This window comes from Pseudomonas sp. B5(2017) (assembly GCF_002112825.1).
Taxonomy (GTDB): Bacteria; Pseudomonadota; Gammaproteobacteria; order Pseudomonadales; family Pseudomonadaceae; genus Aquipseudomonas; species Aquipseudomonas putida_Z.
Map to the genome: position 1 here is coordinate 272,980 of NZ_NEIR01000004.1, position 26,294 is coordinate 299,273.

A 26,294-nucleotide genomic window follows, 5' to 3' on the forward strand; every position below is an offset into this window, starting at 1 on the left:
TGTGGGAGCGGGTTTACCCGCGAAGAGGCCGGACAGGCAATAAATACCTCAAGCCCCCGGCACCCACCCCCAGGCTGCTCTTTTGCTTTGCAAGAGAAGACAAATCCCATGACCGCCGAAACCCGTATCCACGAACTGCGTGCCGAGCTCGACCAGCACAACTACCGCTACTACGTGCTCGATGAGCCAAGCGTGCCCGATGCCGAATACGACCGCCTGTTCAACGAGCTCAAGGCGCTTGAAGCCGAACACCCGCACCTGGTAACCCCCGACTCGCCCACCCAGCGCGTGGGTGGCGAAGCCCTGGCCGCGTTCAGCCAGGTCCGCCACGAAGTGCCCATGCTCAGCCTGGGCAACGCCTTCGAAGAAGCCGACTTGCGTGAGTTCGGCCGCCGCGTGGTAGACGGCCTCGACCAGCCCGGTGCGGTCGACTACAGCTGCGAGCCCAAGCTCGACGGCCTGGCCGTAAGCTTGTTGTACCGCGACGGCCAACTGGTGCAGGGTGCCACCCGTGGCGACGGCACCACTGGCGAAGACATCAGTGCCAACGTGCGTACCGTGCGCAACATCCCGCTCAAGCTGCAAGGCGAGGGATGGCCGGCGGTGCTGGAGGTGCGCGGCGAGGTGTACATGAGCAAGGCCGGTTTCGACCGGCTCAACGCCGCCCAGGCCGAAGCCGGTGGCAAGACCTTCGCCAACCCGCGCAACGCCGCCGCCGGCAGCCTGCGTCAGCTGGATTCGAAAATCACCGCCAGCCGCCCGCTGGAATTCTGCTGCTATGGCGTCGGCCAGGTGTCCGCGAGCATCGGCGACAGCCACATCGGCATCCTCGAGCAGCTCAAGGCCTGGGGCCTGCCGATCAGCCGCGAACTCAAGCATGCCGCTGGCATTGAAGAATGCCTGGCCTACTACCGCGACATCGGCGAGCGACGCAACAGCCTGCCCTACGAAATCGACGGCGTGGTGTTCAAGGTCAACAGCCTGGCCGCCCAGCGCGAACTGGGCTTCCGCGCCCGTGAGCCGCGCTGGGCGATCGCCCACAAGTTCCCGGCCATGGAAGAGCTGACCGAGGTGCTGGATGTCGAGTTCCAGGTCGGCCGCACCGGCGCGGTAACGCCCGTGGCACGCCTGAAGCCGGTCAAGGTCGCCGGTGTGACCGTGTCCAACGCCACCCTGCACAACATGGACGAAATCGCCCGCCTGGGCCTGCGCATTGGCGACACGGTGATCATCCGCCGCGCCGGTGACGTGATTCCGCAGGTGATGCAGGTAGTGCTGGAGCGCCGCCCGGAAGATGCGCGCCCGGTGCAGGTGCCTAGCGAATGCCCGGTATGCGGCTCGCAGGTCGAGCGTACCCAGCTGGTCAAGCGTAGCAAGGGCAAGGAAACCACCAGCGAGGGGGCGGTGTACCGCTGCGTCGGTCGCCTGGCCTGTGGCGCCCAGCTCAAGCAGGCGATCATCCACTACGTGTCACGCCGCGCCATGGACATCGACGGCCTGGGCGAGAAGAGCGTCGAGCAGCTGGTGGACGAAGGCCTGATCGGCTCGCCGGCCGACCTGTACAAGCTGGAATTCGACCAGATCGTCGGCCTGGAAGGTTTTGCCGAAGTGTCCAGCAAGAAGCTGCTGGATGCCATCGAAGCCAGCAAGCGCCCGGGCCTGGCGCGCTTCATCTACGCCCTGGGCATCCCGGACGTAGGCGAGGAGACCGCCAAGGTGCTGGCCCGCTCGCTGGGCAGCCTGTCGCGCGTGCAGCAAGCGCTGCCGCAAGTGCTCACCTACCTGCCGGACATCGGCCTGGAGGTGGCGTACGAGATCCACAACTTCTTCGAGGACGAGCACAACCGCAAGGTCATCAAGCAGTTGCTCGACAGCGGCATGCAACTGCAGGACGAAGGCGAGCTGGCTGCCGAATTCGCCGCCAGCACCACCCTGGCCGGCATGATCGCCAAGCTCGATATCGCCTCGGTTGGCCCGACCGGTGCCGAGAAGCTGGTGGCCAAGCTCGACAGCCTGGACAAGATCATCGCCGCCGACGGCATCGACCTGCGCCAGGCCCTGGCGGCCAAGCAGGCCGAAGCCGTGCGCGAGTTCTTCAAGGATGAAGCCAACCAGAAACTGGCCCGGGACATCGAGGCACAGTTGCTGGCGTTCGGCATGCACTGGAGCAGCGAGAAGAAAGTCGCCGAAGGCTTGCCGCTGGCCGGCCAGACCTGGGTGCTGACCGGCACCCTGGAGCGCATGAGCCGTGATATCGCCAAGGAAAAGCTGGAAAGCCTGGGGGCCAAGGTGGCGGGTTCGGTTTCCGGCAAGACTCACTGCGTGGTGGCGGGGCCGGGGGCGGGGTCCAAGCTGGCCAAGGCCAGTGAGTTGGGGGTGAAGGTGCTTGATGAAGATGCCTTCGTCACCTTCCTGGGCGAGCAGGGCATCGCTGTCTAACGCCCTGCGCAATCCCCTGTGGCTTGCGCGGTCCTTGTGGGAGCGGGCATGCCCGCGAACACGGGCGAAGCCCGTGCCATCCACCGCGGCGCCTGCTTCGCGGGTGAACCCGCTCCCACAGGTCCTGCGCTGGTCTTGCTGTCAACGCTACCCCTGTAGGAGCGGGTTCACCCGCGAATTGGCAGCTCCAGGCCACCCCGACCCGGACAAGTCATTGAGAAATGATGACTTTTTCTGCTCCAGAGGTTGTATCTGCCCCCAAGACCGGTACAATGGCGCCACTCGCTGTTCAGCGAGCCTTGTAGTGGTGGCCCCATCGGTCCCCCCGCATTGATTACCCGTTAACCTGGTCAGGCCCGGAAGGGAGCAGCCATAGCGGGAACATCGAGTGCCGGGGTGTGGCTGGTGGGGCCGCCTCCATTTCAGGTCCTTGAATTCTCAAGGATTCCTCGCATTACCCAACTCGACAACTTCGGCCTGGTGAGAGCCTTCCTCTCCTCAAGCGCATTGGGAAGCTACGCGAACGAGGTTTTCAGAAAAGAGCCCTCGCTGATAAACGTAGACTTTCCCGCCCGTGTCTCCTTTGAACGTCTCGATCACATTGTCCGCCGCAACAGGGCTGCTCAGGATCACGCGATAGCTTCGGCTCGAATGGGTGACGTTCGGCGATTGCTGATTCTCTTGCAACTTCTGCATGACGCAGGCGGAAAAAGCTTCTGGAGATTTTGCGGTCAGCAACTCCTTTGTCGGCTGGTTAGGCGCGGATGCGCACCCCGCCAGCAGTGTGATAGTGAAGGAGGCAGCAGCAAGAGGCAGAAAGCGCATCAGACAGTTCCAGATTTGAGTTCAGGCGCCATTCTCCATTTCATTTGGCTGATAGAAAACAGGCAAATATCGATGTTACCTATCATTGATTTTGATGAGTAACGAGCGTCTCAGGATCACCGAATGTCTATTAAATCTATCAGATCGATGATTCAGACCAGTTTCTGATATTTTTATTCGATCAAACTCTCCTCTAAGCTGCGTCCTCTTTGAAGCAATGCATTTCGGTGTGAGCATGAAAGAGATCCGCAAGGCAGGTGATCGGGGCGCGACCCGTTTGCCGTGGCTGAAATCCCGGCATTCCTTCTCGTTTGGAAGCTATAGAAACCCGCAAGAGAGTGGTTTCTCGGACCTGCGCGTCATCAACGAAGACTGGATTTCACAGGGTAAAGGCTTCGGTCAACATGGCCATCGTGATGTGGAGATCCTGACCTATGTCCTCAAGGGAACATTGGCCCATCGAGACACCCTGGCAAACAGCACCAGGATTCACGCAGGCGACTTTCAGCTCATCAGCGCCGGCTCAGGTATCGAGCACAGCGAATTCAATGCCTCCGCTACCCAGCCTGTGCACCTGCTACAAATCTGGCTGACCCCTCATTTGTCTCGCACCAAGCCTTCATACCAACAGAAGCACTTTCCGGCCGGAGAACGGCATGGAAAGCTCCAGCTGATCGCCTCGAAAACGGGGCAAGCCGGATCGCTGAAAATCCTCCAGGATACGAAAATCTATGCGGGCAACTTCTCACAAGGTGAGTCGCATACTTTGGCCCTCGCAGGGCGACGACACGCCTATGTCCACGTTGTCGCTGGCAGGCTCCGGGTGAACGGAGAAACTGTTGTGGAGGGCGATGGACTGAAGCTGACGGAAACCCAGGCGGTCACGTTCAGCCACGCTACTGATGCGCAGGTGCTGGTGTTCGATCTCCGGGCAACAGGCTTGGTACCTTCCAGGAAGCAATCCTTCGGGGGCTGCAAGACGCAGGCATGTGCCCGGCGCCGGTAGGTGCCTTCTGACTGCCTTCCTGCCGCGACCGTCCCGATGCAGTCGGGTGGTGATTTAATCTGGCCGCTTCAAGACAAATATTGAACTGCCCTGTTTTTTCCCATGCCCCGCCGCCGACAGCTTCATCAGCCGCTGGAATTTCGGGCATTCCAGGTGATCTTCCTCAGGGCACTGCGCCGCATGCCGCAGGCCCTTGCTCATCGCCTGCAAGCGCCTGATTCGTGCATCCAGTTCGTCGGCCTTGGCGATCAGCATCTGCCGGTCGACCTGCAGGTCCACCAGCATCGTCCCCACTTCATCCAGCGAAAACCCCGCAGCCTGGCCCAGGGCGATCAACGCCAGCCGGTCTGCAACATCGGCTGCGAACTGCCGCCGCTGGCCAGGCCCGGCGAGTGACTTGAGCAGGCCTTTCTTCTCGTAGTAGCGCAGCGTCGAGGCGGGTACGCCTGTGCGTTTGGCGACGTCGGCAATGTCCATTTCGGGCCCTTGACTTGAAGTTGACTTCAACTTCTATGCTGCGCGGCATGGTGATGACCGTCAATCTTCGAGGGCTTGTTCAATGACGTTTACTGCGATGTTTTCCGCTGCTTTGCCAATTGGTATCGGTGCCACGATGGTGATGGACTTGTGGGGGCTGCTGCTGAGGCGGATGGGTGTCGCCACGCTGAACTTCGCCATGGTCGGGCGTTGGGCGGGGCATTTACTGCACGGGCGTGTGCGGCACCAGGCGATTGCCAAGGCGGAACCGGTGCGGCATGAGCTGGCGTTGGGATGGGGGATTCATTACGCCATCGGCGTGCTGTTCGCGATGCTGCTGGTCATGATCGTGGGGGAGGGCTGGTTGCTGGCACCTACATTGTTGCCTGCGCTGGTTGTTGGTGTGGTGACGGTCGTGGCGCCTTTGTGCTTCATGCAACCGGCGATGGGTGCGGGGTTCTTTGCGTCGAGGACGCCGACGCCTGCGCGCAACTGCCTGAAGAGCCTGGCCACGCATTCTGTGTTTGGCGTGGGGATGTTCTTGAGTGCGGGTTTGGTTGCGGCTGTGTGAGAGCGACATTCCTCAAGACGAGCAATCGGTAGCAGTAATGCGATCTGCTTTCAGGATGCTTCCTACAACGGTCAGGGCAATTTCCCGCTTTTTCTGTAGGAGGTGTCGAAATATCCTACGCACTGCGTCGACTCCCGTCTGATTGTCCCGGGAATCACCACCCACTAGGCTTTTGCGGTCGCTGTCGGTTCAGCGATCGGGTGTGGAAGCCTGGGGTGTGGTGGCTGTCGTCATGACAGTTGTACGTGGGAGGCCTCCGGCCTGCCGGGCTCACCATACCCCTGGTCTTCCACCCCGCGTACAACTGTCGCCCTACGTGTGGAAGCGAAAGGGTGTTCTCAGCCCGGTATGGTGAACCCATGAAAAAACTAGTCCCCGATCCACCCCACGTCTTCGAGCTTCCCCAAGGTAAATCCCTTTCCCGCGCCATCAGCGAAGGCATCGTGCCGATGGAGTTCGCGTTGATGAATGTCACCCACTATCTGATGTTTGCCTATAGCGACAGCCGGCGGGCGCTGGAGCGTATCCAGGACGAGGAGACGCGGCAGTTGCTGGAGCACGGGTTGCGGGCCATGCAGATTGCCTGGGGGCAGGCGGATGCTGTGGCACTGGCAGTTGAGCGTAGAAGCCAGTGAAGTCGGCCTTGGAGTAAGTAGAGATAGCAGGGATATCAATTAACCCTGTGGGAGCGGGTTTACCCGCGAAGAACGCGACGCGATGGATGGCACCGGCTTTGCCGGTGTTCGCGGGTGAACCCGCTCCCACAGCGGGCGTGCAAGCTTCGGGCGGGTTTGTCTTTCATCAGGTACGCGTGGCTCAGGGGCGAGCCACAGACATGGGTTCTTGGTTGCCCATCCCCCCATACCGCTGCACAATCCGCTCGATCTCTCCCGACTGCTTCATCCGCACCAGTGCCCGCAGCAGCCCTTGGGTCGGTATCGCCGGGTCATTGCGTACCATGCACCCCAGGTCCTGGTCCTCCAGCACCGCCAGCGCCTGCAATTGCTGCTCGGCGGGTAGCCCCTGGTTGAACCACTGCAACGACAGCTGGTTGCTTACCGCATGCCGATAGCGCCCGGCTTGCAGCTTCTGCAGTACCAGCAACTGGCTGCGGCTGTCCTCGCGGTGCAGGCGGCCCTGGTCCAGCAGCGGTTGCAAGGTCGAATAGGTGTAGCCAAGCACTGTGCCGATGGCCTGGGCAGGCAGTTGCTCCGGGGGCAGTGGAGTACTGTCGCCAGCGCGGCCTACCAGCAGGTCTCGCTGGTGCAGCAGCGGGATGCTCCAGACAAAATCCCCCGGCCGGTCATTGAACCACTGGGTGCTGACATAGCAGCGCACATCTATATCACCGCTGTTCATCGCCTCCTGCAGGCGCAGGCGGGCCATGACGTGGTATTCGGGGCGTACGCCCACCTCCTTGGCCAAGGCCTGCATCAGGTCGTACAGCAAACCTTCCACCGGCTGGTCGCTTTCGATGCGCACCAGCGGCATGCTCCAGCTCTCGGCGACAGAAAAACGCAACACGGGCTGTTCAGCCTGGCTGTAGGTGCTCCACAGCAGCAACAGGGCCAGCAGTCTTCGCAAAGGCAATCCTCCCTGGATGGCGCGCCAGTTTCAAAGCTTAGACGACTTGCGCAGGGTGCAATTTTGCCCCCGCTCCGCTAGCATTAGCGATCTTCCGCTCGATCAGGCTACGATGGTTTTTCGATGAGTTATCAGGTTCTTGCACGTAAATGGCGTCCGCGCTCGTTCCGCGAAATGGTCGGCCAGACCCATGTGCTCAAGGCCTTGATCAATGCCTTGGACAACCAGCGCCTGCACCATGCCTACCTGTTCACCGGTACCCGGGGTGTGGGCAAGACCACCATCGCCCGTATCATCGCCAAGTGCCTGAACTGCGAAACCGGCATCACCTCCACGCCCTGCGGCACCTGCTCGGTGTGCCGGGAGATCGACGAAGGCCGTTTCGTCGACCTGATCGAGATCGACGCCGCCAGCCGCACCAAGGTCGAGGACACCCGCGAACTGCTCGATAACGTGCAGTACGCCCCGAGCCGTGGGCGCTTCAAGGTCTACCTGATCGACGAAGTGCACATGCTCTCGACCCACTCGTTCAACGCCTTGCTCAAGACGCTGGAAGAGCCGCCGCCCTACGTCAAGTTCATCCTCGCCACTACCGACCCGCAGAAACTGCCGGCCACCATCCTGTCGCGCTGCCTGCAGTTCTCGCTGAAGAACATGAGCCCGGAGCGCGTGGTCGAGCACCTCAGCCATGTTCTGGCTGCCGAGAACGTGCCGTTCGAGCCAGATGCCCTGTGGCTGCTGGGGCGCGCGGCCGATGGTTCGATGCGCGACGCCATGAGCCTGACCGACCAGGCCATCGCCTTTGGCGAAGGCAAGGTATTGGCCGCCGATGTGCGGGCCATGCTCGGCAGCCTCGATCATGGCCAGGTCTACGGGGTGCTGCAGGCGCTGCTCGAAGGCGATGCCCGGGCCTTGCTCGAGGCCGTGCGCAACCTGGCCGAGCAGGGCCCGGACTGGGCGGGCGTGCTGGCCGAGATGCTCAATGTGCTGCACCGCGTGGCCATTGCCCAGGCGCTGCCGGAAGCGGTGGACAACGGCCAGGGTGACCGTGAGCGGGTGCTGGCGCTGGCCTCGGCATTGCCAGCCGAGGACGTGCAGTTCTATTACCAGATGGGCCTGATCGGCCGTCGTGACCTGCCACTTGCGCCGGACCCGCGCGGTGGTTTCGAAATGGTCCTGCTGCGCATGCTGGCGTTCCGCCCGGCCGACACCGACGACGCGCCGAAGCCGGTACTAAAGCCAGTGGGGATCAGCCAGGCCACAGCTGATCCTGCAACACCGGTGGCAGCGCCGGCGGTTGCCATGGCGCCGCCGGCCGCTGCTGTCGTGGAGCCTGTTGCACCGGTTGCCGCGCAACAAGTGCAGGCGCCCGCACCGGTCGAGCCAGCGCCACAGCCGGTTGTCGAGCCTGTGGTGGCGGCTGAGCCTGCCCCGGTCAGCGAACCTGAGCCAGCACCAGAACCTGTGGCAGAGGTGGTTGACCTGCCATGGGAAGAGCCCGCGCCAGCGCCTGCACCGGTAGTGGCCGAGCCTGCGCCGGCTCCTGCTCCTGCACCGCCCGCTCCACCCACGCCGGCACCTGCCGCCCCGGCACACGACGACGAGCCACCCTTCGACCCGTCCGCCTATGCCGCCGTGGGCATGGACCGCGACGATGAACCGCCGTTGGACGAAGACTATTACGGCGGCGAAAGCGACCCGGTCGGCTTCAGCTACCTGGACGAACTGGCCGAACACGTCCAGGAAGAAGCACCCAAGCGGGCAGCCGAACCGCTGCCCGCAGCCAAGCCGGCCACCGGCCTGGCCCTGCAATGGCTGGAATTATTCCCACAGTTGCCTGTATCCGGGATGACAGGCAACATCGCGGCAAACTGTACGTTGATTGCCGCCGATGGCGACGACTGGCTGCTGCACCTGGACCCTGGCCAGGGTGCGCTGTTCAACGCCACCCAGCAGCGGCGCCTCAACGAAGCGCTCAACCAGCACCTGGGGCGCACGCTGAACCTGCGCATCGAGCTGATCCTGCCCGAGCAGGAAACCCCAGCCCAGGCAGCGGCGCGCAAACGCGCCGAGCGCCAGCAGGACGCAGTCACCTCGATCGAGCAGGATCCGTTGATCCAGCAGATGATCAAGTTGTTCGGCGCCAAGGTGCGGCAGGATACTATTGAGCCTGTAGATGCCCTGGTTAACCAGGGCCAGTAACGGATAACCATGCGGCCGGCCCGGTGCCGGGCCGCATCACATGACCCAATCGAGGTATACCCCCATGATGAAAGGTGGCATGGCCGGCCTGATGAAGCAGGCCCAGCAGATGCAGGAAAAGATGCAGAAGATGCAGGAAGAGCTGGCCAACGCCGAAGTCACCGGCCAGTCCGGTGGTGGCCTGGTGAGCGTGGTGATGACCGGTCGTCACGACGTCAAGCGTGTCAGCATCGACCAGAGCCTGATGTCGACTGATGAAGACGACAAGGAAGTGCTGGAAGACCTGATCGCCGCCGCGCTGAACGACGCCGTGCGCAAGGTCGAGCAGAACAGCCAGGACAAGATGGGCAGCATGACCGCCGGCATGCAGCTGCCGCCGGGCTTCAAGATGCCGTTCTAAGGGCATTTGCGTTACCGAAAACCGCCGCTGATGACAGCGGCGGTTTTTTTGTGCGTTCCTGCAGCCTGCGCGGTCTTTGTAGGAGCGGCCTTGTGTCGCGAAAGGGCTGCGCAGCAGCCCCGGCAATCCATGCTGTGAAGCTGATAACCTGGGGCCGCTTCGCGCCCCATCGCGACACAAGGCCGCTCCTACAGGGACCGAGCAAGCCTTGCGATGTGCGCATGGCTGATTTGACGCCACTGCCCCCGCTGGGTATAAACCGCCTCTTATTGATTTGTCAGGCCTTTCCCATGAGCTTCAGCCCTCTCATCCGCCAACTGATCGATGCCCTGCGAATTCTCCCGGGTGTCGGCCAGAAAACCGCCCAGCGCATGGCCCTGCAACTGCTCGAGCGTGACCGCAGCGGCGGCCTGCGCCTGGCCCAGGCCTTGACCCAGGCCATGGAGGGGGTTGGGCATTGCCGTCAGTGCCGCACCCTGACCGAGCAGGAGCTGTGCCCGCAATGCGCCGACACGCGCCGTGACGATACCCAGTTGTGTGTGGTCGAAGGGCCGACCGATGTGTATGCAGTGGAGCAGACCGGCTACCGTGGCCGCTATTTCGTGCTCAAGGGCCACTTGTCGCCGCTGGATGGGTTGGGGCCTGAGGCGATCGGGATTCCGCAGCTGATGGCGCGGATCGAGGAGCAGGGCACCTTCACCGAGGTGATCCTGGCGACCAACCCGACGGTGGAAGGGGAGGCGACGGCGCATTACATTGCCCAGTTGCTGAGCGAGAAGGGCCTGGTGGCGTCGCGGATTGCCCATGGCGTGCCGCTGGGCGGCGAGCTGGAGCTGGTGGATGGTGGGACCTTGGCCCATGCGTTTGCGGGGCGTCGGCCGATTTCGCTCTGATTCAGAATGGTTGGGGCCGCTTTGCGGCCCATCGCGACACAAGGCCGCTCCTACAGGGGCCGCGCAATTTTCGGATACTGTAGGAGCGGCCTTGTGTCGCGATGGGCTGCAAAGCAGCCCCAAAACCCAACTCAGTATTCGCTGAGCGAAAACTCGGTCAGGCAGAAAGTCGGTACCCCGGCCGCCTGCAGCCGGCGCGACCCGTCCAGCTCCGGCAGATCGATGATCGCCGCCGCCTCGAACACCTGCGCACCGGTCCGGCGCACCAGGTTGGCCGCTGCCAGCAGCGTACCGCCAGTAGCAATCAAGTCATCGAAGATCAACACCGAATCCCCTTCGCACAGGCTGTCGGCATGCACTTCCAGGAAGGCTTCGCCGTACTCGGTCTGGTAACCTTCGCTCAGCACGTCAGCCGGCAGCTTGCCCTGCTTGCGGAACAGGATCAGTGGCTTGTTCAGCTGGTGGGCGATGATCGAGCCGATCAGGAAGCCCCGCGCGTCCATGGCGCCGATGTGGCTGAACTCGGCTTCGACATAGCGTTCGATGAACTGGTCGGCCACATAGCGCAGCCCGCGTGGCGACTGGAACAGCGGGGTGATATCGCGGAAGATCACGCCCGGTTTGGGGAAGTCCACTACCGGGCGGATCAGGGCTTTGAGGTCGAAGGCGTCGCTGTGCATTGTTGCGGGTATCCTGGGAAAACGAATGCCCAAGTATACCCGCTAAACGCCGGCCTCAGGCCTCCATTGCGCCACCGGCCAGCGCGCACAGCTGGATCGGGTCGAGAATGTGCACTTCCTTGCCTTCGGCACGGATCAGGCCATTCTGCTGGAAGCGGGTGAACACCCGCGACACGGTTTCCACCGCCAGGCCCAGGTAGTTGCCGATTTCGTTGCGCGACATGCTCAGGCGGAACTGGTTGGCCGAATAGCCGCGGGCGCGGAAGCGCGCCGACAGGTTGACCAGGAAGGTGGCAATACGCTCGTCAGCGGTCTTTTTCGACAGCAGCAGCATCATCTGCTGGTCGTCGCGGATTTCCCGGCTCATTACCCGCATCAGCTGGCGGCGTAGCTGCGGCAGCTGCACCGACAGCTCGTCGAGGCGTTCGAACGGGATTTCGCACACCGAGGTGGTTTCCTGGGCCTGGGCCGACACCGGGTAGGCTTCGGTATCCATGCCCGACAGGCCGACCAGCTCGCTGGGCAGGTGGAAGCCGGTGATCTGCTCTTCGCCGCTGTCGCTGAGGCTGAAGGTTTTCAGCGCGCCGGAACGTACCGCGTAGACCGAGCCGAAATTGTCGCCCTGGCGGAACAGGAACTCGCCTTTTTTCAACGGCCGCCCACGCTTGACGATTTCATCCAGTGCATCCATGTCTTCCAGGTTGAGGGACAGAGGCAGGCACAGGGGGGCCAGGCTGCAGTCCTTGCAATGGGCCTGGTTGTGTGGGCGCAGTTTGACTGGCTCGGACATTTTCATTCGATCCTTGTGGGAAAGCACACATAAGACGTAAGGGTAACTCACGGCGTAGGTTGTAGGCCAGCGTGCGCTGTTGTGGTGCGAACTGGCCGGGCCCCGGCGGGTGTGCGCCGGGGCCTTCGCTGTGCCCATGGTGTGCCTGGCAAGGAACTTTGTCCATGCGGTTGAACGACTCGGTTCAGATCACCCGCGAGAAGCGCTGGCGGTTGTGCATCGCCAGGTAGGCGTCGAACACCATGCATACCGAACGCGCCAGCAGGCGGCCGGCCGGCAGGATGCGGATGCCTTTGTCGTCCAGGCGGATCAGGCCGTCGCGCTGCAAGGTCAGCAGTTCTGGCCAGAGGTCGTTGAAGTAGCCGCGAAAATCGATGGTGAAGGCCTGTTCGATCGGCTCGAAATCCAGCTCGAAATGGCAGATCAGTTGCTGGATCACTGCCCGGCGGATGCGGTCGTCGTGGTTGCACAGCAGGCCGCGCTGGGTAGCCAGCTGGGCGTTGGACAGGCTGTCCTGGTAGGTGTTGAGGTCGCTGCTGTTCTGGCAGTACAGGTCGCCGATCTGGCTGATGGCCGATACGCCCAGGCCGATCAGGTCGCAGTGCCCATGGGTGGTGTAGCCCTGGAAGTTGCGCTGCAGGGTGCCTTCTTCCTGGGCGATGGCCAGCTCGTCGTCGGGCAGAGCGAAGTGGTCCATGCCGATGTAGCGGTAGCCGGCGGCGGTCAGCTGGTCGATGGTGGCGTGCAGCATCTCCAGCTTGGCGGCCGCGCAGGGCAGGTCATTGCTGTCGATGCGCCGTTGCGGCATGAAGCGCTCGGGCAGGTGGGCGTAGTTGAACACCGACAGGCGGTCGGGTTGCAGGCGGATCACTTCTTCGACGGTGCGGGCAAAGCCTTCCGGGGTTTGCTTGGGCAGGCCGTAGATCAGGTCGAGGTTGATCGAGCGGAACTGCAGAGTGCGCGCGGCTTCGATCAGGGTGCGGGTCTGCTCCAGGCTCTGCAGGCGGTTTACCGCGCGCTGCACGGCCGGGTCGAGGTCCTGCACGCCCAGGCTGACGCGGTTGAAGCCCAGCTCGCGGAGCAGGCCCATGGTCGACCAGTCGGCTTCGCGCGGGTCGATCTCGATGCCGTAGTCGCCGGAGTCGTCGTCCAGCAGGTGGAAGTGCTGGCGCAGGGTGGCCATCAGCTGGCGCAGTTCCACATGGCTGAGGAAAGTTGGCGTGCCGCCGCCGAAATGCAGCTGCTCGACACGCTGTTTAGGGTCGAGGTGGCAGGCGATCAGCTGGATTTCCTGCTCCAGGCGCTGCAGGTAGGGCGCGGCGCGGCCGCGGTCCTTGGTGATGACCTTGTTGCAGGCGCAGTAGTAGCAGATGTTGGCGCAGAACGGCACATGCACGTACAGCGACAGCGGGCGCGCGGCCCGACGGCTTTCGCGCAGGGCGTGGAGCAGGTCGAACGAGCCCACTTCGCTGTGCAGTTGCACGGCGGTCGGGTAAGAGGTGTAGCGTGGTCCGGCCAGGTCGTAACGGCGGATCAGGTCGGTATCCCAACGAAGGTCGTCGAGCATGAGGGCGGTCCCCGGAAAGAGCAGCAGTGCCCCGGAGTCTATGGCCGTCTGTAGGAATCTGTGTTGATTTGTATCAAGGGCATTGGGGCTGCTCTGCAGCCCTTCGCGGGCTTGCCCGCTCCCACAGGGGTACACATGATCCTGTGGGAGCGGGCATGCCAGCGAAGGGTCGCAAAGCGGCCCCCATCAATGCCCCATCAACCAATGCTGGTGCGGTCCAGGCATGGTCCAGATACCAAACAGCATCACCAGCACCCCGCCAGCCACCCGCACACTGCGTCTTTTCAACAAAATGTTTACCCGCTCCGCGGCTAATCCGGTAGCCAGCAATACCGGCCAGGTCCCCACGCCGAAAGCCAGCATCAGCGCCGCGCTGTACCCGGCATTGCCTTGGCTGGCCGCCCACAGCAAGGTGCTGTACACCAACCCGCACGGCAACCACCCCCACAGGGCCCCCAGCAACAACGCCCGAGGCACGCTGGACACCGGCAGCAAGCGCGACGCCACCGGCTGGATATGCCGCCACAGCCCTCGGCCCAGCGCCTCGATGCGGGTCAGCCCGCTCCACCAGCCGGCCAGGTACAACCCCATGGCGATCAACAGCAGCGCCGCCACCACCCGCAGTGCCAGCGCCGCCGGGCTGCTGGCCACGGCCCAGCCGGCCAGGCCCAGCAGCAGGCCGGCACAGGCATAACTGAGAATGCGCCCAAGGTTGTACGCCAGCAGCAGGCGCAAGCGCCGGCCACGTTGTTCGGGTGGTATGGCAAGGGTCAGCGCGCCCATCAGGCCGCCGCACATGCCCAGGCAGTGGCCGCCGCCGAGCAGGCCGAGGATCAACGCCGAGCCCAGCAGGGGCAGCAGGTCAGGCACGGGGTGGGGGTTCCTTGTCGGTGTCGGCCTGGTTGTCGTCAGGCTTCACCGCCGCCTGGTGGCGCGGGTCCTGGTCGTCGAACAGGATGCTGTGGGCAGGGCTTTCCAGGTCGTCGTACTGGCCGCTGTCCACCGCCCAGAAGAAGATGTACACGGCCACGCCGACCAGCAGCAGGGCTGCGGGGATCATGACATAGAGTGCGGGCATGACGACTTCCTCCCGGGCAAGGGCGCTTCGTTCGCTGGCAGGCCCGATGGCAGGGGCAGGCGGGTCAGGCGCAGGGCGTTGAGTACCACGATCAGTGAACTGACCGACATGCCGATGGCTGCCCAAACCGGGGTGATCCAGCCAAGCGCGGCGAACGGCAACATCAGGCCATTATACAAGGTCGCCCACAGCAGGTTCTCGAGGATGTTGCGGCGGGTGCGGCGGGCCAGCTCGAAGGCCTGTACCAGCGCCTGCAGGCGGTTGGACAGCAGCACGGCGTCGGCGCTGGTCTTGGCCAGGTCGGTGGCGCTGCCCATGGCGATGCTGATGTCGGCGGCGGCCAGTACCGGCACGTCGTTGACCCCGTCACCCAGCATCAGCACCTTGCGCCCGGCCGCCTGCAGCGCCTTCAGCCGGTCCAGTTTATCGTCCGGGCGCAGGCCGCCGATGGCCTGGTCGATGCCCAGCTGTGCGGCCACTTCGGCAACCATCGGCGAGCTGTCGCCCGACAGCAGCAGCGTGCGCCAGCCACGGGCCTTGCAGGCCGCCAGCAGGGCAGGGGCATCGTCGCGCAGGCGGTCGTCCAGGCCGAACCAGGCCAGTGGGCCCTGACGGTCGCCAAGCAGCAGCCACTGGCCGCGCGGCTCTGGCACGCCGGGGATTTCCGCGCCGCTCAGGGCGCAGACGAAGGTGGCCTGGCCAATGCGCAGGCGCTGGCCTTCGACCAGCCCCTCCAGGCCCAGGCCCGGCACGGTCTGCACGTCGTCAGCAGGCGTGGCGGTGCGGCCGAAGGCACGGGCGATGGGGTGTTCGGAGCGGTTCTCCAGCGCTGCGGCCAGGGCCAGGCAGCGGTCGGCGGGCAGGCTGCCGAGCGGGCGAATGCTGCGCAAGGTCAGGCGGCCTTCGGTCAGCGTGCCGGTCTTGTCGAAAATCACCGTGTCGATCTGGTTCAGGCCTTCCAGCACATGGCCACGGGTGACCAGCAGGCCGAGCTTGTGCAAGGTGCCGGTGGCCGCAGTAAGCGCCGTTGGCGTTGCCAGGGACAGCGCGCAAGGGCAGGTCGCTACCAGCATGGCCAGCACGATCCAGAACGCCCGCGCCGGGTCCAGGTGCCACCACCACAGGCCGATGGCCGCAGCGGCCAGCAGCGAGAACAGCAGGAACCACTGCGAGGCCCGGTCGGCGATTTCGGCCAGGCGTGGTTTTTCGGTCTGGGCGCGTTCCAGCAGGCGGACGATTGCCGACAACCGCGAGTCGTGGCCGAGGGCTTCGACTTCCACGTTCAGGGTGCTTTCGACGTTCAGGGTGCCGCCGGTGACCCGCTCGCCGACCCGCCGTGGTTGTGGCAGGTATTCACCGGTCAGCAACGATTCATCGACGCTGGAGCGGCCTTCGACGATGTGCCCGTCGGCGGGGATTACTGAGCCTGGCAGCACCTGCACCGTGTCACCGCGCTGCAGTTCGCTGAGCAGGATGCGCTCGCTGCGGCCGACGGCGTCCAGGCGCAGGCACGAGGCCGGCAGCAGGTTGACCAGTTGCGCAGTGGCCGCGGCGGTGCGTTCGCGGGCGCGGCGCTCCAGGTAGCGGCCGGTGAGCAGGAACAGCGCGAACATGCCCACGGTGTCGAAATACAGCTCGCCGCTGCCGGTGATGGCGGTCCAGATGCCGGCGCCGAAGGCCAGGCCAATGGCCAGCGACACCGAAACGTCCATGGTCAGGTGGCGGGTACGCAGGTCGCGTGCCGCGCCCTTGAAGAACGGTGCGCAGCTGTAGAACACGATGGGGATGGTGAGGAACAGCGCCACCCAGCGCAGGATGGTGTGCAGCTCGGGCGACAGGTCGATGTTGAATTCCGGCCAGGTGGCCATGGTTGCCATCATCGCCTGGAACCACAGCAGCCCGGCCACGCCCAGGCGGCGCAGGGCGCTGCGGTTCTCGCGGGCCAGTTGCTCGGCGGCCTGGTCGGGCTGGTAGGGGTGGGCGGCGTAGCCGATCTGGCGCAGCTCGGCGAGCAGGCGCGAGAGCGGCAGTTGCTGGTCATGCCAGTTCAGCAGCAGGCGGTGGTTGGACAGGTTCAGGCGCGCCTCGGCGACGCCGGGCAGGTTGCGCAGGTGCTTTTCGATCAGCCAGCCGCAGGCGGCGCAGCTTATGCCTTCGACCAGCAGGGTGGTTTCGGCCAGGTCGCCAGCATGGCGAACGAAGGTTTGCTGTACGTCGCTGCGGTCGTAGAGGGCCAGTTCGTCCTGTAGCTGCTTGGGCAGGGCCTCGGGGTTGGCGCTGTTGTCGCTGCGGTGCTGGTAGTAGTGCTCCAGGCCACCGGCGACGATCGACTCGGCCACCGCCTGGCAGCCGGGGCAGCAGAACTGCCGGGGCTGGCCGAGGACCACGGCGTTGAAGCGGCTGCCGGCGGGGACGGGCAGGGCGCAGTGGTAGCAGGGGGTGGGCTGGGTCATCACGTCATTGCCTTACACAAATCGGCCGGCTGGCACGCATCCCTGTAGGAGCGGCCTTGTGTCGCGAAAGGGCCGCGAAGCGGCCCCGGGACTTCAGCAGCGGTGCATGCATCGCTGGGGCTGCGCTGCAGCCCTTTCGCGACACAAGGCCGCTCCTACAGGTGCTCGGCGCCTTGAATGGCTTCGTCACCCAGTTGCAAAGTGACACCATGCTCCACTTTCTCTTCCTCGAACAAGCGCCAAACCTGGCCACCTTCGCTACCCAGCAGCTCAACGAAGCGCCGCCCGTCAACCTTGTCCTCCAGCTGCCCCACATAGCGCCCAGCCTCGACCCGGCTCAGCAGCACCTTGCGGTCTTTCTCCGGCTGGGTTGGCGAAATCAGGTTCAGCTCCAGGCTCTGCGGGTCGCTGTTGCCGGCCAGGCGCACGTCCACTTCGCCGGTCAGCTCGTCCAGGTGCACGCCGGCCTTCAGGCCCAGCGTCTGCGCCAGCAGTTCTCGGTCCAGCGAGCGGTTGATGCCCTTGCCAGCCTCGTAGTAGTTGTCGTTCACCAGGTTGTCCGGGTTGTGCACGGCGATGCTGACCATGGTCAGGCTCAGGCACACCGAGGTGGCGAGGATGCCGATGATGATCCAGGGCCAGAGGTGCTTGTACCAGGGGCTGGCGGCGGTGGCAGGCATTGTGGGTTATCTCTCTCAGCGGATCTGTGGGCCGATGAAGCGGCTCTTGGCTTCAACCTGGGCGTCGCTGTCATCGGCGCTCTTGAGGATGAAGGTGATTTCGTTGGTGGTCGATGGCAGTTTCTCGGGTGCGATAGACAGCTGCACCGGCAGGCTGACGATATCACCAGCGTCCACGCGGATCTCGCGCTGGCCTTCAAGCTTCAGGTCTGGCAGGCCGGTGGCGTCCAGCACGTAGACGTGGTCACGCTGGTCCTTGTTCATCACTTTCAGGCTGTACACGTTCTCGATCCGGCCCTGGGCGTTCTCGCGGTACAGCACGCGGTCCTTGCTCACGTCGAAACCGACCAGCGAACGGGTGGCGAAGGCAGTGGCCAGGCCGACCATCATCACCAGCAGTACCACGGCGTAGCCGATCAGGCGTGGGCGCAGCATGTGGGTCTTCTGCCCGGACAGGTTGTGCTCGGTGGTGTAGCTGATCAGCCCTTTGGGGTAGTTCATCTTGTCCATGATGTTGTCGCAGGCGTCGATGCACGCTGCGCAGCCGATGCACTCGATCTGCAAGCCGTCACGGATGTCGATGCCGGTGGGGCAGACCTGCACGCACATGGTGCAGTCGATGCAGTCGCCCAGGCCCGCGGCCTTGTAGTCCAGGTCTTTTTTGCGCGGGCCGCGGGTTTCGCCACGGCGCGGGTCGTAGGAAACGATCAGCGTGTCCTTGTCGAACATCACGCTCTGGAAGCGCGCGTAGGGGCACATGTACACGCACACCTGCTCGCGCAGCCAGCCGGCGTTGCCGTAGGTGGCGAGGGTGAAGAAGCCGACCCAGAAGTAGGCCCAGCCGTCGGCCTGGCCGGTAAAGAATTCGGTGGCCAGTTCACGGATCGGCGAGAAATAGCCGACGAAGGTCATGCCGGTGACGAAGCCGATCAGCAGCCACAGGCTGTGCTTGGCGAACTTGCGCAGGAACTTGTTGCCGCTCATGGGGGCTCTGTCGAGCTTCATGCGCTGGTTGCGGTCGCCCTCGGTGACCTTTTCGCACCACATGAAAATCCAGGTCCACACGCTTTGCGGGCAGGTGTAGCCGCACCACACCCGGCCGGCGAACACGGTGATGAAGAACAGGCCGAAGGCGGCCACGATGAGGATGCCCGAAAGCAGGATGAAGTCTTGCGGCCAGATGGTGGCGCCGAAGATGTAGAACTTGCGCTCGGGCAGGTTCCACCACACGGCCTGGTGGCCGCCCCAGTTCAGCCACACGGTGCCGAAGTACAGCAGGAACAGCACAGCCCCGCCGACCATGCGCAGGCGCCGGAACAGGCCGGTGAAGGCACGGGTGTATATCTTTTCCCGGGAGGCGTAGAGGTCGACGGAATCCTTCCCTTTGTTGGCAGGCGGGGTGACGTCATGTACCGGAATTTGCTTGCTCATCATCAAGTCCCACGGCAGTGGAAAAACGCCGCAGCCAGTGCGTGCCGGCCGCAGTCTCGCGCAATCTGCTAGCGCTCTGCGGCCCATGATACGCCGCTGATGGCAGTATGGGGCTGCACTGCGACCTTTAGTCGCGTTGGGTTCGTGGCATGAATCGTGTTATGGCGGGTGTCAATTGATCCAGGTCATCAGCCTGCAAGAAATGCTGTGTCTTTGCCGGCCTCTTCGCGGGTGAACCCGCTCCCACAGGGATCGCACAGATCCTGACGCGAGCGCAGTACCTGTGGGAGCGGGTTTACCCGCGAAGAGGCCAGGCCTGCCTTACTCGGCCTTGGCCGGTTCGGCCTGCTGCGACAGGCTGTACACATAAGCCGCCAGCAAGTGCACCTTGTCATTCCCTTGCAACTGCTCCTGGGCCGGCATCTGCCCCTGGCGACCGTAGCGGATGGTCTGTTGCAACTGGGCAAAGCTCGAACCGTAGATGAACGCCTGCGGATGGGTCAGGTTCGGCGCGCCCATGGCTGGCGTACCCTTGCCCTCCGGCCCATGGCAGGCCACGCAGTTGGCGGCGAAGATCTTCTGCCCGTTCTCGGCATCGGCCTTCACGCCCTCTGGCAGGGTGCGGCCATCGAGCTTGCTGACCACGAACGCAGCCACATCGGCCACGCCCTGGTCACCGATCACCTCGGCCCAGGCCGGCATCACGCCGTGGCGACCGCCCATGATGGTGGTCTTGATGGTGTCTGGCTCGCCGCCCCAGCGCCAATCGTTGTCGGTGAGGTTAGGGAAGCCGAAGGCACCCTTGGCGTCGGAGCCGTGGCACACCGAGCAGTTGGAAGCGAACAGCCGCGCGCCCATCTTCAGGGCCTGCGGGTCCTTGGCCACCTCGGTGATGGGCATGGCGGCGAACTTGGCGAAGATCGGCCCGAAGCGGGCGTCGGCCTTGGCCATTTCCTTTTCCCACTCGTGCACGCCGGTCCAGCCCGGCTGACCGTTGGAAAACTCGGTCTGCTTGTCGTTATCCAGGTACGAGTAGCCCGGCAGGACGCCTTTCCAGTTGCCCAGGCCCGGGTACAGCACCAGGTAGCCGAGGGCGAAGACGATGGTGCCGACGAACAGCCAGAACCACCATTTCGGCAGCGGGTTGTCGTACTCCTCGATGCCATCGAAGGCATGCCCGACGGTTTCGTCGGTGACCTCTTCGCGCTGGCCCTTGCGGGTCGACAGCAGCAGCCAGGTCAACGAGAAGATGGTGCCCAGGGTCAGGACGGTAACGTACAGACTCCAGAAGGTTGTCATTGTTTTTTGCTCCCAGAAGCTTTTGCTTGCTCGACGTGCCGGCTGGCTTCGGAGTCATCCGCGAAGGGCAGTTGGGTCGCTTCGTCGAAGTCCTTCTTGCGCCGTGGGTTGAACACCCACAGCGCCAGGCCCACGAAGGCCACCATCACCACGACGGTGCCCAGGCCGCGAATCATCCCGATATCCATCAGCGTCACCGTTTGCTCTTGATGATGGTGCCAAGACCCTGCAGGTACGCGACGATGGCGTCCATTTCGGTCTTGCCCTTGACCGCGTCGCGGGCCCCGGCGATATCGGCGTCGGTGTACGGCACGCCGAGGGTGCGCAGCACTTCCATCTTCTTCGCGGTGTCCTTGCCGTCGAGCTTGTGCTCGACCAGCCATGGGTACGACGGCATCTTCGATTCCGGTACCACGTTGCGCGGGTTGTACAGGTGCGCACGGTGCCAGTCATCGGAGTAACGGCCACCGACCCGCGCCAGGTCCGGCCCGGTACGCTTGGAGCCCCACAGGAATGGGTGGTCCCACACGCTCTCGCCGGCTACCGAGTAGTGGCCGTAGCGCTCGGTTTCGGCACGGAACGGGCGGATCATCTGCGAGTGGCAGCCCACGCAGCCTTCGCGGATGTAGATATCGCGGCCTTCAAGTTCCAGCGCGGTGCGCGGCTTCATGCCTTCCACGGGTTTGTTGGTGACGTCCTGGAAAAACAGCGGGACGATCTGGGTCAGGCCACCGACGCTCACGGCGATGACCATGAAGAAGGCCAGCAGGCCTATGTTCTTCTCGACGGCTTCATGCTTCATCAGTGCGCTCCCACGACGACGATCTTGGCGGCTTCCTCAGCCTGTGCCGGGTTGGCGGCACGTACGGTACGGAACACGTTGTAGGCCATCAGCAGCATGCCGGTGGCGAAGAACGCACCGCCCAGGGCGCGGACGATATAGCCAGGGTGGCTGGCCTGCAGGGCTTCGACGAAGGAGTAGGTGAGGGTGCCGTCATCGTTGATGGCGCGCCACATCAGGCCCTGGGTGATGCCGTTTACCCACATCGAGGCGATGTACAGCACGGTACCGATGGTAGCCAGCCAGAAGTGCGCGTTGATCAGGCCGACGCTGTGCATCTGCTCGCGGCCATACAGGCGCGGGATCATGTGGTACACGGCGCCGATCGAGATCATCGCTACCCAGCCGAGGGCGCCGGCGTGAACGTGGCCGATGGTCCAGTCGGTGTAGTGCGACAGCGAGTTCACGGTCTTGATGGCCATCATCGGGCCTTCGAAGGTGGACATGCCGTAGAACGCCAGCGACACCACCAGGAAGCGCAGGATCGGGTCGGTGCGCAGTTTGTGCCAGGCACCGGACAGGGTCATCATGCCGTTGATCATGCCGCCCCAGCTTGGCGCCAGCAGGATGATCGACATGACCATGCCCAGCGACTGTGCCCAGTCTGGCAGGGCGGTGTAGTGCAGGTGGTGCGGGCCAGCCCAGATGTACAGGGTGATCAGTGCCCAGAAGTGCACGATAGACAGGCGATACGAGTAGATCGGGCGTTCGGCCTGCTTGGGTACGAAGTAGTACATCATCCCCAGGAAGCCGGTGGTGAGGAAGAAGCCCACGGCGTTGTGGCCGTACCACCACTGGATCATCGCGTCGGTGGCGCCGGAGTAGGCCGAGTACGACTTGAACAGGCTTACCGGCAGCGAGATGTGGTTGACGATGTGCAGCATCGCGGTAACCACGATGAAGGCGCCGTAGAACCAGTTGCCGACATAGATATGCTTGGTCTTGCGCTTGACGATGGTGCCGAAGAACACCAACCCGTAGGTGACCCAGACGATGGCCAGCAGGATCGCCAGCGGCCACTCGAGCTCGGCGTACTCCTTGGTGGTGGTGTAGCCCATCGGCAGGGTGATCAGCGCCCCGACGATCACCGCCTGCCAACCCCAGAAGGTGAAGGCGGCCATGCTGTCGGAGATCAGCCGGGTCTGGCAGGTGCGCTGTACCACGTAGTAGCTGGTGCCGAACAGCGCACAGCCCCCGAAGGCGAAGATCACCAGGTTGGTGTGCAGCGGGCGCAGGCGGCCGAAGCTGGTCCAGGGCAGGTCCAGGTTCAGTTGCGGCCATACCAGCTGCGAGGCGATGAAGACGCCGAGGCCCATGCCAAGGATCCCCCAGACCACCGTCATGATGGCGAACTGGCGGACGACCTTATAGTTATAAGCAGTCGGACTGATTGCTGTGCTCATTGCTAAGGTTCCACGGTTTTGATGTTCTTGTTGGTCGAAAAATCGGCGCCAGTATTGATAACCACCGGGGTTACCGCAACGCAACTTTGGTACGCCGACCCGTGCCCGAGCCCGTTCACTGATGTCCCGCAGCGATCGGGTCTGGACGATTGTACACAAATAAATATTTGTAATGTGTACCGTTTTTCGCCTTTTTCTGATCGATCGGTCAAGCTTTTTATCAGGACGGCGACAGGCTACGCGCCGCGTCTGCTTCGCTCCTTTCGGAGCGAGGCCCACTGAGGCAACAAGCTTAGTTCTGTTCGGAGGGGGTGCAAGGGAGGGTAGAGCGGGGGCAAGGTGGGAATGGGGCTGCTTTGCAGCCCGTCGCGACACAAGGCCGCTCCTACAGGGAGTACGCGGTCCCTTGTAGGAGCGGCCTTGTGTCGCGATAGGGCCGCAAAGCGGCCCCTTGGCGGTATTACTTGGCAGTCACGGTTTCAGCAGCACCATCCTGCGACAGGCTATACACATACGCCGCCAGCAGGTGCACCTTGTCGTTGCCCTGGATCTCCGCCTGCGCCGGCATCTGACCCTGGCGACCATAGCGAATGGTCTGCTGCAGCTGGGCAAAGCTCGAACCGTAGATGAACGCCTGTGGGTGGGTCAGGTCTGGCGCGCCCATGGCCGGGGTTCCCTTGCCTTCAGGCCCGTGGCAGGCCACGCAGTTGCCAGCAAAGATCTCCTTGCCCTTGGCGGCGTCAGCCTTGACCCCTTCCGGCAGGCTGCGGCCATCGAGGTTGGTGAGCACGAACGCGGCCACATCCGCCACGCCCTGCTCGCCGATCACTTCGGCCCAGGCCGGCATCACGCCGTGACGACCGTTCATGATCGACGCCTTGATGGTTTCCGCTTCGCCACCCCAGCGCCAGTCCTTGTCGGTGAGGTTGGGGAAGCCATAGGCACCCTTGGCGTCCGAGCCGTGGCACACCGAGCAGTTGGAGGCGAACAGGCGGCTGCCCATTTTCAGTGCCTGCGGGTCCTTGGCCACTTCTTCCACGGGCATGGCGGCGTACTTGGCAAAGATCGGGCCGAATTTTGCGTCGGCCTTGTCCATTTCCTTCTGCCATTCGTTGGCGCCGGTCCAGCCATTTTCATAGCCCGGCAGGATGCCCTTCCAGTTGCCCAGGCCCGGATAGAGGATCAGGTAGCCGACTGAGAACACCAGGGTGCCGACGAACAGCCAGAACCACCACTTGGGCAGCGGGTTGTCGTATTCCTCGATGCCGTCGAAGCTGTGGCCCATGGTCTGGTCGGTGGTGTTGTTGCTCTGGCCCTTGCGGGTGGCGAGCAGCAGCCAGGTCAGGCCAATCAGGCTACCGATGGTCAGTACGCAGATGTACGTACTCCAGAAGGTGGTCATTGCCCGTTACTCCTTTTTGCAGCAGGTGCCTGTCCGGCAGAGGGCAGGCGGTCGTCGACGAAGGGCAGCAGGCGCGCTTCGGCGAAATCACGGTCGCGGCGGCGGTTGAATACCCACAGGGTGAGGCCGATGAAAGCGATCATCACCACCAGGGTGCCCAGGCCGCGGATCATGCCGATGTCCATTCCCATCGCATTCACCTCTTGTTCTTGATCGCGGTGCCGAGCACCTGCAGGTAGGCGACCAGGGCGTCCATCTCGGTCTTGCCCTTGACCGCGTCGCGGGCCCCGGCGATGTCATCGTCGGTGTACGGCACGCCCAGGGTGCGCAGGGTGCGCATCTTGGTGTCGGTATGGCTGTTGTCGACCTGCTGGGCGACCAGCCATGGGTACGACGGCATCTTCGACTCCGGTACCACGTTGCGCGGGTTGTACAGGTGGGCACGGTGCCAGTCGTCCGAGTAGCGGCCACCGACCCGGGCCAGGTCTGGCCCGGTGCGCTTGGAGCCCCACAGGAACGGGTGGTCCCACACGCTTTCACCAGCCACCGAGTAGTGGCCATAGCGCTCGGTTTCGGCGCGGAACGGGCGGATCATCTGCGAGTGGCAGCCCACGCAGCCTTCGCGGATGTAGATATCGCGGCCTTCCAGCTGCAGCGCGGTGTAGGGCTTCATGCCTTCCACCGGCTTGTTGGTGACGTCCTGGAAGAACAACGGGACGATCTGGGTCAGGCCGCCGATGCTGACGGCAAACACCATCAGCAGGGCCAGCAGGCCGACGTTTTTCTCGATGACTTCATGTTTCATCAGGCAGGTCTCCTCAAGCCAGCTGGGCGTTCGCAGGGGCGACATCGAGCGCCGGCGAACGCACGGTGCGCCAGGTGTTCCAGGCCATCAGGAACATGCCGCTGAGGAAGATCGCACCGCCGACGAAGCGCACGATGAAGCCTGGGTGGCTGGCCACCAGGGTTTCCACGAACGAGTAGGTGAGCGTGCCGTCGCTGTTGACCGCGCGCCACATCAGGCCCTGGGCGATGCCGTTGACCCACATCGAGGCGATGTACAGCACAGTGCCGATGGTGGCCAGCCAGAAGTGCGCGTTGATCAGGCCGATGCTGTACATGCGCTCCTTGCCGAACACTTTCGGGATGGTGTGGTACAGCGCGCCGATCGAGATCATCGCCACCCAGCCGAGGGCGCCGGCGTGCACGTGGCCGATGGTCCAGTCGGTGTAGTGGGACAGGGCGTTGACCGTCTTGATGGCCATCATCGGGCCTTCGAAGGTGGACATGCCGTAGAACGCCAGCGACACCACCAGGAAGCGCAGGATCGGGTCGCTGCGCAGTTTGTGCCAGGCGCCGGACAGGGTCATCATGCCGTTGATCATGCCGCCCCAGCTTGGTGCCAGCAGGATCAGCGACATCACCATGCCCAGCGACTGCGCCCAGTCGGGCAGGGCGGTGTAGTGCAGGTGGTGCGGGCCGGCCCAGATGTACAGGGTGATCAGCGCCCAGAAGTGCACGATCGACAGGCGATAGGAATACACCGGGCGTTCGGCCTGCTTGGGCACGTAGTAGTACATCATCCCCAGGAAGCCCGCGGTCAGGAAGAAGCCCACGGCGTTGTGGCCGTACCACCACTGCACCATGGCATCGGTGGCGCCGGCATAGACCGAGTAGGACTTGGTCAGGCTGACCGGCAGTTCCAGGTTGTTGACGACGTGCAGCATCGCCACGGTGAGGATGAAGCCGCCGAAGAACCAGTTACCGACGTAGATGTGCTTGGTGTTGCGCTTCATCAGCGTGCCGAAGAACACGATGGCGTAGCTCACCCAGACGATGGTGATCAGGATGTCGATCGGCCATTCCAGTTCGGCGTATTCCTTGGAGCTGGTGTAGCCCAGCGGCAGGCTGATGGCCGCCAGCAGGATCACCAGTTGCCAGCCCCAGAAGGTGAACGCGGCCAGGCCCGGTGCGAACAGGGTGGTCTGGCAGGTGCGTTGCACCGAATAATAGGAGGTGGCGAACAGCGCACAGCCGCCGAAGGCGAAGATCACCGCATTGGTATGCAGGGGGCGCAGGCGGCCGAAGCTGGTCCAGGGGAGGTCGAAGTTGAGGGAAGGCCAGGCGAGCTGGGCGGCGATGAAGACGCCGAGCCCCATCCCGACGATTCCCCACACCACCGTCATGATGGCGAATTGGCGGACCACCTTGTAGTTATAGGCGGTACTGCTGGTTGTGTTCATGTATGGGTTCCCATCCACGGTTATTTGGCA

At 63.6% G+C, this 26,294-nt stretch carries 26 protein-coding genes and 1 other RNA gene; 8 read left to right on the forward strand and 19 right to left on the reverse strand.

Annotated elements, in window-relative coordinates; translation table 11 throughout:
- Positions 1-108 precede the first annotated feature (108 nt).
- Together ligA and ffs are read left to right on the forward strand one after the other, a co-directional pair.
- The gene (gene ligA, locus CAG00_RS08215) at positions 109-2,439 is read left to right on the forward strand and encodes an NAD-dependent DNA ligase LigA (protein WP_085664009.1); all 2,331 of its coding nucleotides are present in this window, start codon (positions 109-111) and stop codon (positions 2,437-2,439) included.
- Positions 2,440-2,753: 314 nt separating this feature from the next.
- Positions 2,754-2,850: signal recognition particle sRNA small type (gene ffs / locus CAG00_RS08220), an RNA gene on the forward strand.
- A gap of 87 nt (positions 2,851-2,937) precedes the next feature.
- On the opposite strand, the gene CAG00_RS08225 is transcribed toward ffs, so the two are convergent.
- Positions 2,938-3,264 carry a hypothetical protein gene (locus CAG00_RS08225; RefSeq protein ID WP_085664010.1) on the reverse strand — a complete coding sequence of 109 codons (327 nt, stop codon included), beginning with the start codon at positions 3,262-3,264 and terminating at the stop codon, positions 2,938-2,940.
- Positions 3,265-3,499: 235 nt separating this feature from the next.
- Here CAG00_RS08225 and CAG00_RS08230 point away from each other — a divergent pair, with 235 nt between their 5' ends.
- Positions 3,500-4,270, forward strand: a complete 771-nt coding sequence (locus CAG00_RS08230) for a pirin family protein (RefSeq protein ID WP_085664064.1) — start codon at positions 3,500-3,502, stop codon at positions 4,268-4,270.
- A gap of 54 nt (positions 4,271-4,324) precedes the next feature.
- On the opposite strand, the gene CAG00_RS08235 is transcribed toward CAG00_RS08230, so the two are convergent.
- Complete coding sequence (locus CAG00_RS08235) at positions 4,325-4,747, reverse strand: helix-turn-helix domain-containing protein (RefSeq protein ID WP_085664011.1); 423 nt, start codon at positions 4,745-4,747, stop codon at positions 4,325-4,327.
- 82 nt (positions 4,748-4,829) lie between these two features.
- Here CAG00_RS08235 and CAG00_RS08240 point away from each other — a divergent pair, with 82 nt between their 5' ends.
- Positions 4,830-5,318 (forward strand): DUF2938 domain-containing protein, encoded by a 489-nt coding sequence (locus CAG00_RS08240; protein WP_085664012.1) that lies wholly within the window; start codon positions 4,830-4,832, stop codon positions 5,316-5,318.
- 359 nt (positions 5,319-5,677) lie between these two features.
- Positions 5,678-5,953: a hypothetical protein gene (locus CAG00_RS08245; protein WP_013973508.1), complete on the forward strand. Its 276-nt coding sequence runs from the start codon at positions 5,678-5,680 to the stop codon at positions 5,951-5,953.
- Positions 5,954-6,134: 181 nt separating this feature from the next.
- On the opposite strand, the gene CAG00_RS08255 is transcribed toward CAG00_RS08245, so the two are convergent.
- The gene (locus CAG00_RS08255; protein ID WP_085664013.1) at positions 6,135-6,902 is read right to left on the reverse strand and encodes an ABC transporter substrate-binding protein; all 768 of its coding nucleotides are present in this window, start codon (positions 6,900-6,902) and stop codon (positions 6,135-6,137) included.
- A gap of 123 nt (positions 6,903-7,025) precedes the next feature.
- Between CAG00_RS08255 and dnaX the strand changes: the two genes are divergently transcribed.
- The 3 genes from dnaX to recR all read left to right on the forward strand — a co-directional run bounded on the left by dnaX (position 7,026) and on the right by recR (position 10,397).
- Positions 7,026-9,104 (forward strand): DNA polymerase III subunit gamma/tau, encoded by a 2,079-nt coding sequence (dnaX, locus tag CAG00_RS08260; protein ID WP_085664014.1) that lies wholly within the window; start codon positions 7,026-7,028, stop codon positions 9,102-9,104.
- A gap of 64 nt (positions 9,105-9,168) precedes the next feature.
- Entirely contained in the window at positions 9,169-9,504 is a 336-nt protein-coding gene (locus CAG00_RS08265) for a YbaB/EbfC family nucleoid-associated protein (protein ID WP_003259671.1), read from the forward strand.
- A gap of 290 nt (positions 9,505-9,794) precedes the next feature.
- Positions 9,795-10,397 carry a recombination mediator RecR gene (gene recR, locus CAG00_RS08270; protein ID WP_003259670.1) on the forward strand — a complete coding sequence of 201 codons (603 nt, stop codon included), beginning with the start codon at positions 9,795-9,797 and terminating at the stop codon, positions 10,395-10,397.
- Positions 10,398-10,528: 131 nt separating this feature from the next.
- On the opposite strand, the gene CAG00_RS08275 is transcribed toward recR, so the two are convergent.
- From CAG00_RS08275 to ccoN (CAG00_RS08365), 16 genes are all read right to left on the reverse strand, one after another.
- Entirely contained in the window at positions 10,529-11,077 is a 549-nt protein-coding gene (locus tag CAG00_RS08275; protein ID WP_009683910.1) for an adenine phosphoribosyltransferase, read from the reverse strand.
- Positions 11,078-11,132: 55 nt separating this feature from the next.
- Entirely contained in the window at positions 11,133-11,867 is a 735-nt protein-coding gene (gene fnrA / locus CAG00_RS08280) for a Crp/Fnr family transcriptional regulator FnrA (RefSeq protein WP_015271145.1), read from the reverse strand.
- A 184-nt stretch (positions 11,868-12,051) separates the two neighbouring features.
- A complete protein-coding gene (gene hemN, locus CAG00_RS08285) occupies positions 12,052-13,434 on the reverse strand; it encodes an oxygen-independent coproporphyrinogen III oxidase (protein ID WP_085664015.1) in 1,383 nt (460 codons plus the stop codon).
- A 186-nt stretch (positions 13,435-13,620) separates the two neighbouring features.
- Complete coding sequence (locus CAG00_RS08290; protein WP_046615052.1) at positions 13,621-14,304, reverse strand: sulfite exporter TauE/SafE family protein; 684 nt, start codon at positions 14,302-14,304, stop codon at positions 13,621-13,623.
- Positions 14,297-14,512 carry a cbb3-type cytochrome oxidase assembly protein CcoS gene (gene ccoS, locus CAG00_RS08295; protein WP_025340014.1) on the reverse strand — a complete coding sequence of 72 codons (216 nt, stop codon included), beginning with the start codon at positions 14,510-14,512 and terminating at the stop codon, positions 14,297-14,299. Before ccoS ends, CAG00_RS08290 begins: the two co-directional genes overlap by 8 nt.
- Positions 14,491-16,965, reverse strand: a complete 2,475-nt coding sequence (locus CAG00_RS08300) for a heavy metal translocating P-type ATPase (protein WP_085664016.1) — start codon at positions 16,963-16,965, stop codon at positions 14,491-14,493. Before CAG00_RS08300 ends, ccoS begins: the two co-directional genes overlap by 22 nt.
- A gap of 155 nt (positions 16,966-17,120) precedes the next feature.
- Complete coding sequence (locus CAG00_RS08310) at positions 17,121-17,645, reverse strand: FixH family protein (RefSeq protein ID WP_054572585.1); 525 nt, start codon at positions 17,643-17,645, stop codon at positions 17,121-17,123.
- A 15-nt stretch (positions 17,646-17,660) separates the two neighbouring features.
- Positions 17,661-19,076 carry a cytochrome c oxidase accessory protein CcoG gene (gene ccoG, locus CAG00_RS08315; RefSeq protein ID WP_085664018.1) on the reverse strand — a complete coding sequence of 472 codons (1,416 nt, stop codon included), beginning with the start codon at positions 19,074-19,076 and terminating at the stop codon, positions 17,661-17,663.
- A 321-nt stretch (positions 19,077-19,397) separates the two neighbouring features.
- Positions 19,398-20,375, reverse strand: a complete 978-nt coding sequence (ccoP, locus tag CAG00_RS08325) for a cytochrome-c oxidase, cbb3-type subunit III (RefSeq protein ID WP_046615057.1) — start codon at positions 20,373-20,375, stop codon at positions 19,398-19,400.
- On the reverse strand, positions 20,372-20,563 hold the full coding sequence (locus CAG00_RS08330) for a cbb3-type cytochrome c oxidase subunit 3 (protein ID WP_085664065.1): 192 nt from the start codon (positions 20,561-20,563) through the stop codon (positions 20,372-20,374). The genes ccoP (CAG00_RS08325) and CAG00_RS08330 overlap by 4 nt, the downstream gene beginning before the upstream one ends.
- A 5-nt stretch (positions 20,564-20,568) precedes the next feature.
- Complete coding sequence (ccoO, locus tag CAG00_RS08335; RefSeq protein WP_013973496.1) at positions 20,569-21,177, reverse strand: cytochrome-c oxidase, cbb3-type subunit II; 609 nt, start codon at positions 21,175-21,177, stop codon at positions 20,569-20,571.
- Complete coding sequence (ccoN, locus tag CAG00_RS08340) at positions 21,177-22,619, reverse strand: cytochrome-c oxidase, cbb3-type subunit I (protein WP_015271137.1); 1,443 nt, start codon at positions 22,617-22,619, stop codon at positions 21,177-21,179. The genes ccoO (CAG00_RS08335) and ccoN (CAG00_RS08340) overlap by 1 nt, the downstream gene beginning before the upstream one ends.
- Before the next feature lie 460 nt (positions 22,620-23,079).
- Positions 23,080-24,021, reverse strand: coding sequence for a cytochrome-c oxidase, cbb3-type subunit III (ccoP, locus tag CAG00_RS08350; RefSeq protein ID WP_015271136.1), 942 nt, complete (start codon positions 24,019-24,021; stop codon positions 23,080-23,082).
- Positions 24,018-24,212 carry a cbb3-type cytochrome c oxidase subunit 3 gene (locus CAG00_RS08355; RefSeq protein WP_025340008.1) on the reverse strand — a complete coding sequence of 65 codons (195 nt, stop codon included), beginning with the start codon at positions 24,210-24,212 and terminating at the stop codon, positions 24,018-24,020. Before CAG00_RS08355 ends, ccoP (CAG00_RS08350) begins: the two co-directional genes overlap by 4 nt.
- A 5-nt stretch (positions 24,213-24,217) precedes the next feature.
- A complete protein-coding gene (gene ccoO / locus CAG00_RS08360; protein WP_013973492.1) occupies positions 24,218-24,826 on the reverse strand; it encodes a cytochrome-c oxidase, cbb3-type subunit II in 609 nt (202 codons plus the stop codon).
- Between the two features lie 13 nt (positions 24,827-24,839).
- Complete coding sequence (gene ccoN / locus CAG00_RS08365; RefSeq protein WP_013973491.1) at positions 24,840-26,264, reverse strand: cytochrome-c oxidase, cbb3-type subunit I; 1,425 nt, start codon at positions 26,262-26,264, stop codon at positions 24,840-24,842.
- Between the last annotated feature and the right edge of the window lie 30 nt (positions 26,265-26,294).

Coding starts and splice junctions, on each gene's coding strand:
- ligA (WP_085664009.1), top strand. CDS start 109: ATGACCGCCGAAACCCGTATCCACGAACTGCGTGCCGAGCTCGACCAG.
- CAG00_RS08225 (WP_085664010.1), bottom strand. CDS start 3,264: ATGCGCTTTCTGCCTCTTGCTGCTGCCTCCTTCACTATCACACTGCTG.
- CAG00_RS08230 (WP_085664064.1), top strand. CDS start 3,500: ATGAAAGAGATCCGCAAGGCAGGTGATCGGGGCGCGACCCGTTTGCCG.
- CAG00_RS08235 (WP_085664011.1), bottom strand. CDS start 4,747: ATGGACATTGCCGACGTCGCCAAACGCACAGGCGTACCCGCCTCGACG.
- CAG00_RS08240 (WP_085664012.1), top strand. CDS start 4,830: ATGACGTTTACTGCGATGTTTTCCGCTGCTTTGCCAATTGGTATCGGT.
- CAG00_RS08245 (WP_013973508.1), top strand. CDS start 5,678: ATGAAAAAACTAGTCCCCGATCCACCCCACGTCTTCGAGCTTCCCCAA.
- dnaX (WP_085664014.1), top strand. CDS start 7,026: ATGAGTTATCAGGTTCTTGCACGTAAATGGCGTCCGCGCTCGTTCCGC.
- CAG00_RS08265 (WP_003259671.1), top strand. CDS start 9,169: ATGATGAAAGGTGGCATGGCCGGCCTGATGAAGCAGGCCCAGCAGATG.
- recR (WP_003259670.1), top strand. CDS start 9,795: ATGAGCTTCAGCCCTCTCATCCGCCAACTGATCGATGCCCTGCGAATT.
- CAG00_RS08275 (WP_009683910.1), bottom strand. CDS start 11,077: ATGCACAGCGACGCCTTCGACCTCAAAGCCCTGATCCGCCCGGTAGTG.
- fnrA (WP_015271145.1), bottom strand. CDS start 11,867: ATGTCCGAGCCAGTCAAACTGCGCCCACACAACCAGGCCCATTGCAAG.
- hemN (WP_085664015.1), bottom strand. CDS start 13,434: ATGCTCGACGACCTTCGTTGGGATACCGACCTGATCCGCCGTTACGAC.
- ccoS (WP_025340014.1), bottom strand. CDS start 14,512: ATGCCCGCACTCTATGTCATGATCCCCGCAGCCCTGCTGCTGGTCGGC.
- CAG00_RS08300 (WP_085664016.1), bottom strand. CDS start 16,965: ATGACCCAGCCCACCCCCTGCTACCACTGCGCCCTGCCCGTCCCCGCC.
- CAG00_RS08310 (WP_054572585.1), bottom strand. CDS start 17,645: ATGCCTGCCACCGCCGCCAGCCCCTGGTACAAGCACCTCTGGCCCTGG.
- ccoG (WP_085664018.1), bottom strand. CDS start 19,076: ATGAGCAAGCAAATTCCGGTACATGACGTCACCCCGCCTGCCAACAAA.
- ccoP (WP_046615057.1), bottom strand. CDS start 20,375: ATGACAACCTTCTGGAGTCTGTACGTTACCGTCCTGACCCTGGGCACC.
- CAG00_RS08330 (WP_085664065.1), bottom strand. CDS start 20,563: ATGGATATCGGGATGATTCGCGGCCTGGGCACCGTCGTGGTGATGGTG.
- ccoO (WP_013973496.1), bottom strand. CDS start 21,177: ATGAAGCATGAAGCCGTCGAGAAGAACATAGGCCTGCTGGCCTTCTTC.
- ccoN (WP_015271137.1), bottom strand. CDS start 22,619: ATGAGCACAGCAATCAGTCCGACTGCTTATAACTATAAGGTCGTCCGC.
- ccoP (WP_015271136.1), bottom strand. CDS start 24,021: ATGACCACCTTCTGGAGTACGTACATCTGCGTACTGACCATCGGTAGC.
- CAG00_RS08355 (WP_025340008.1), bottom strand. CDS start 24,212: ATGGGAATGGACATCGGCATGATCCGCGGCCTGGGCACCCTGGTGGTG.
- ccoO (WP_013973492.1), bottom strand. CDS start 24,826: ATGAAACATGAAGTCATCGAGAAAAACGTCGGCCTGCTGGCCCTGCTG.
- ccoN (WP_013973491.1), bottom strand. CDS start 26,264: ATGAACACAACCAGCAGTACCGCCTATAACTACAAGGTGGTCCGCCAA.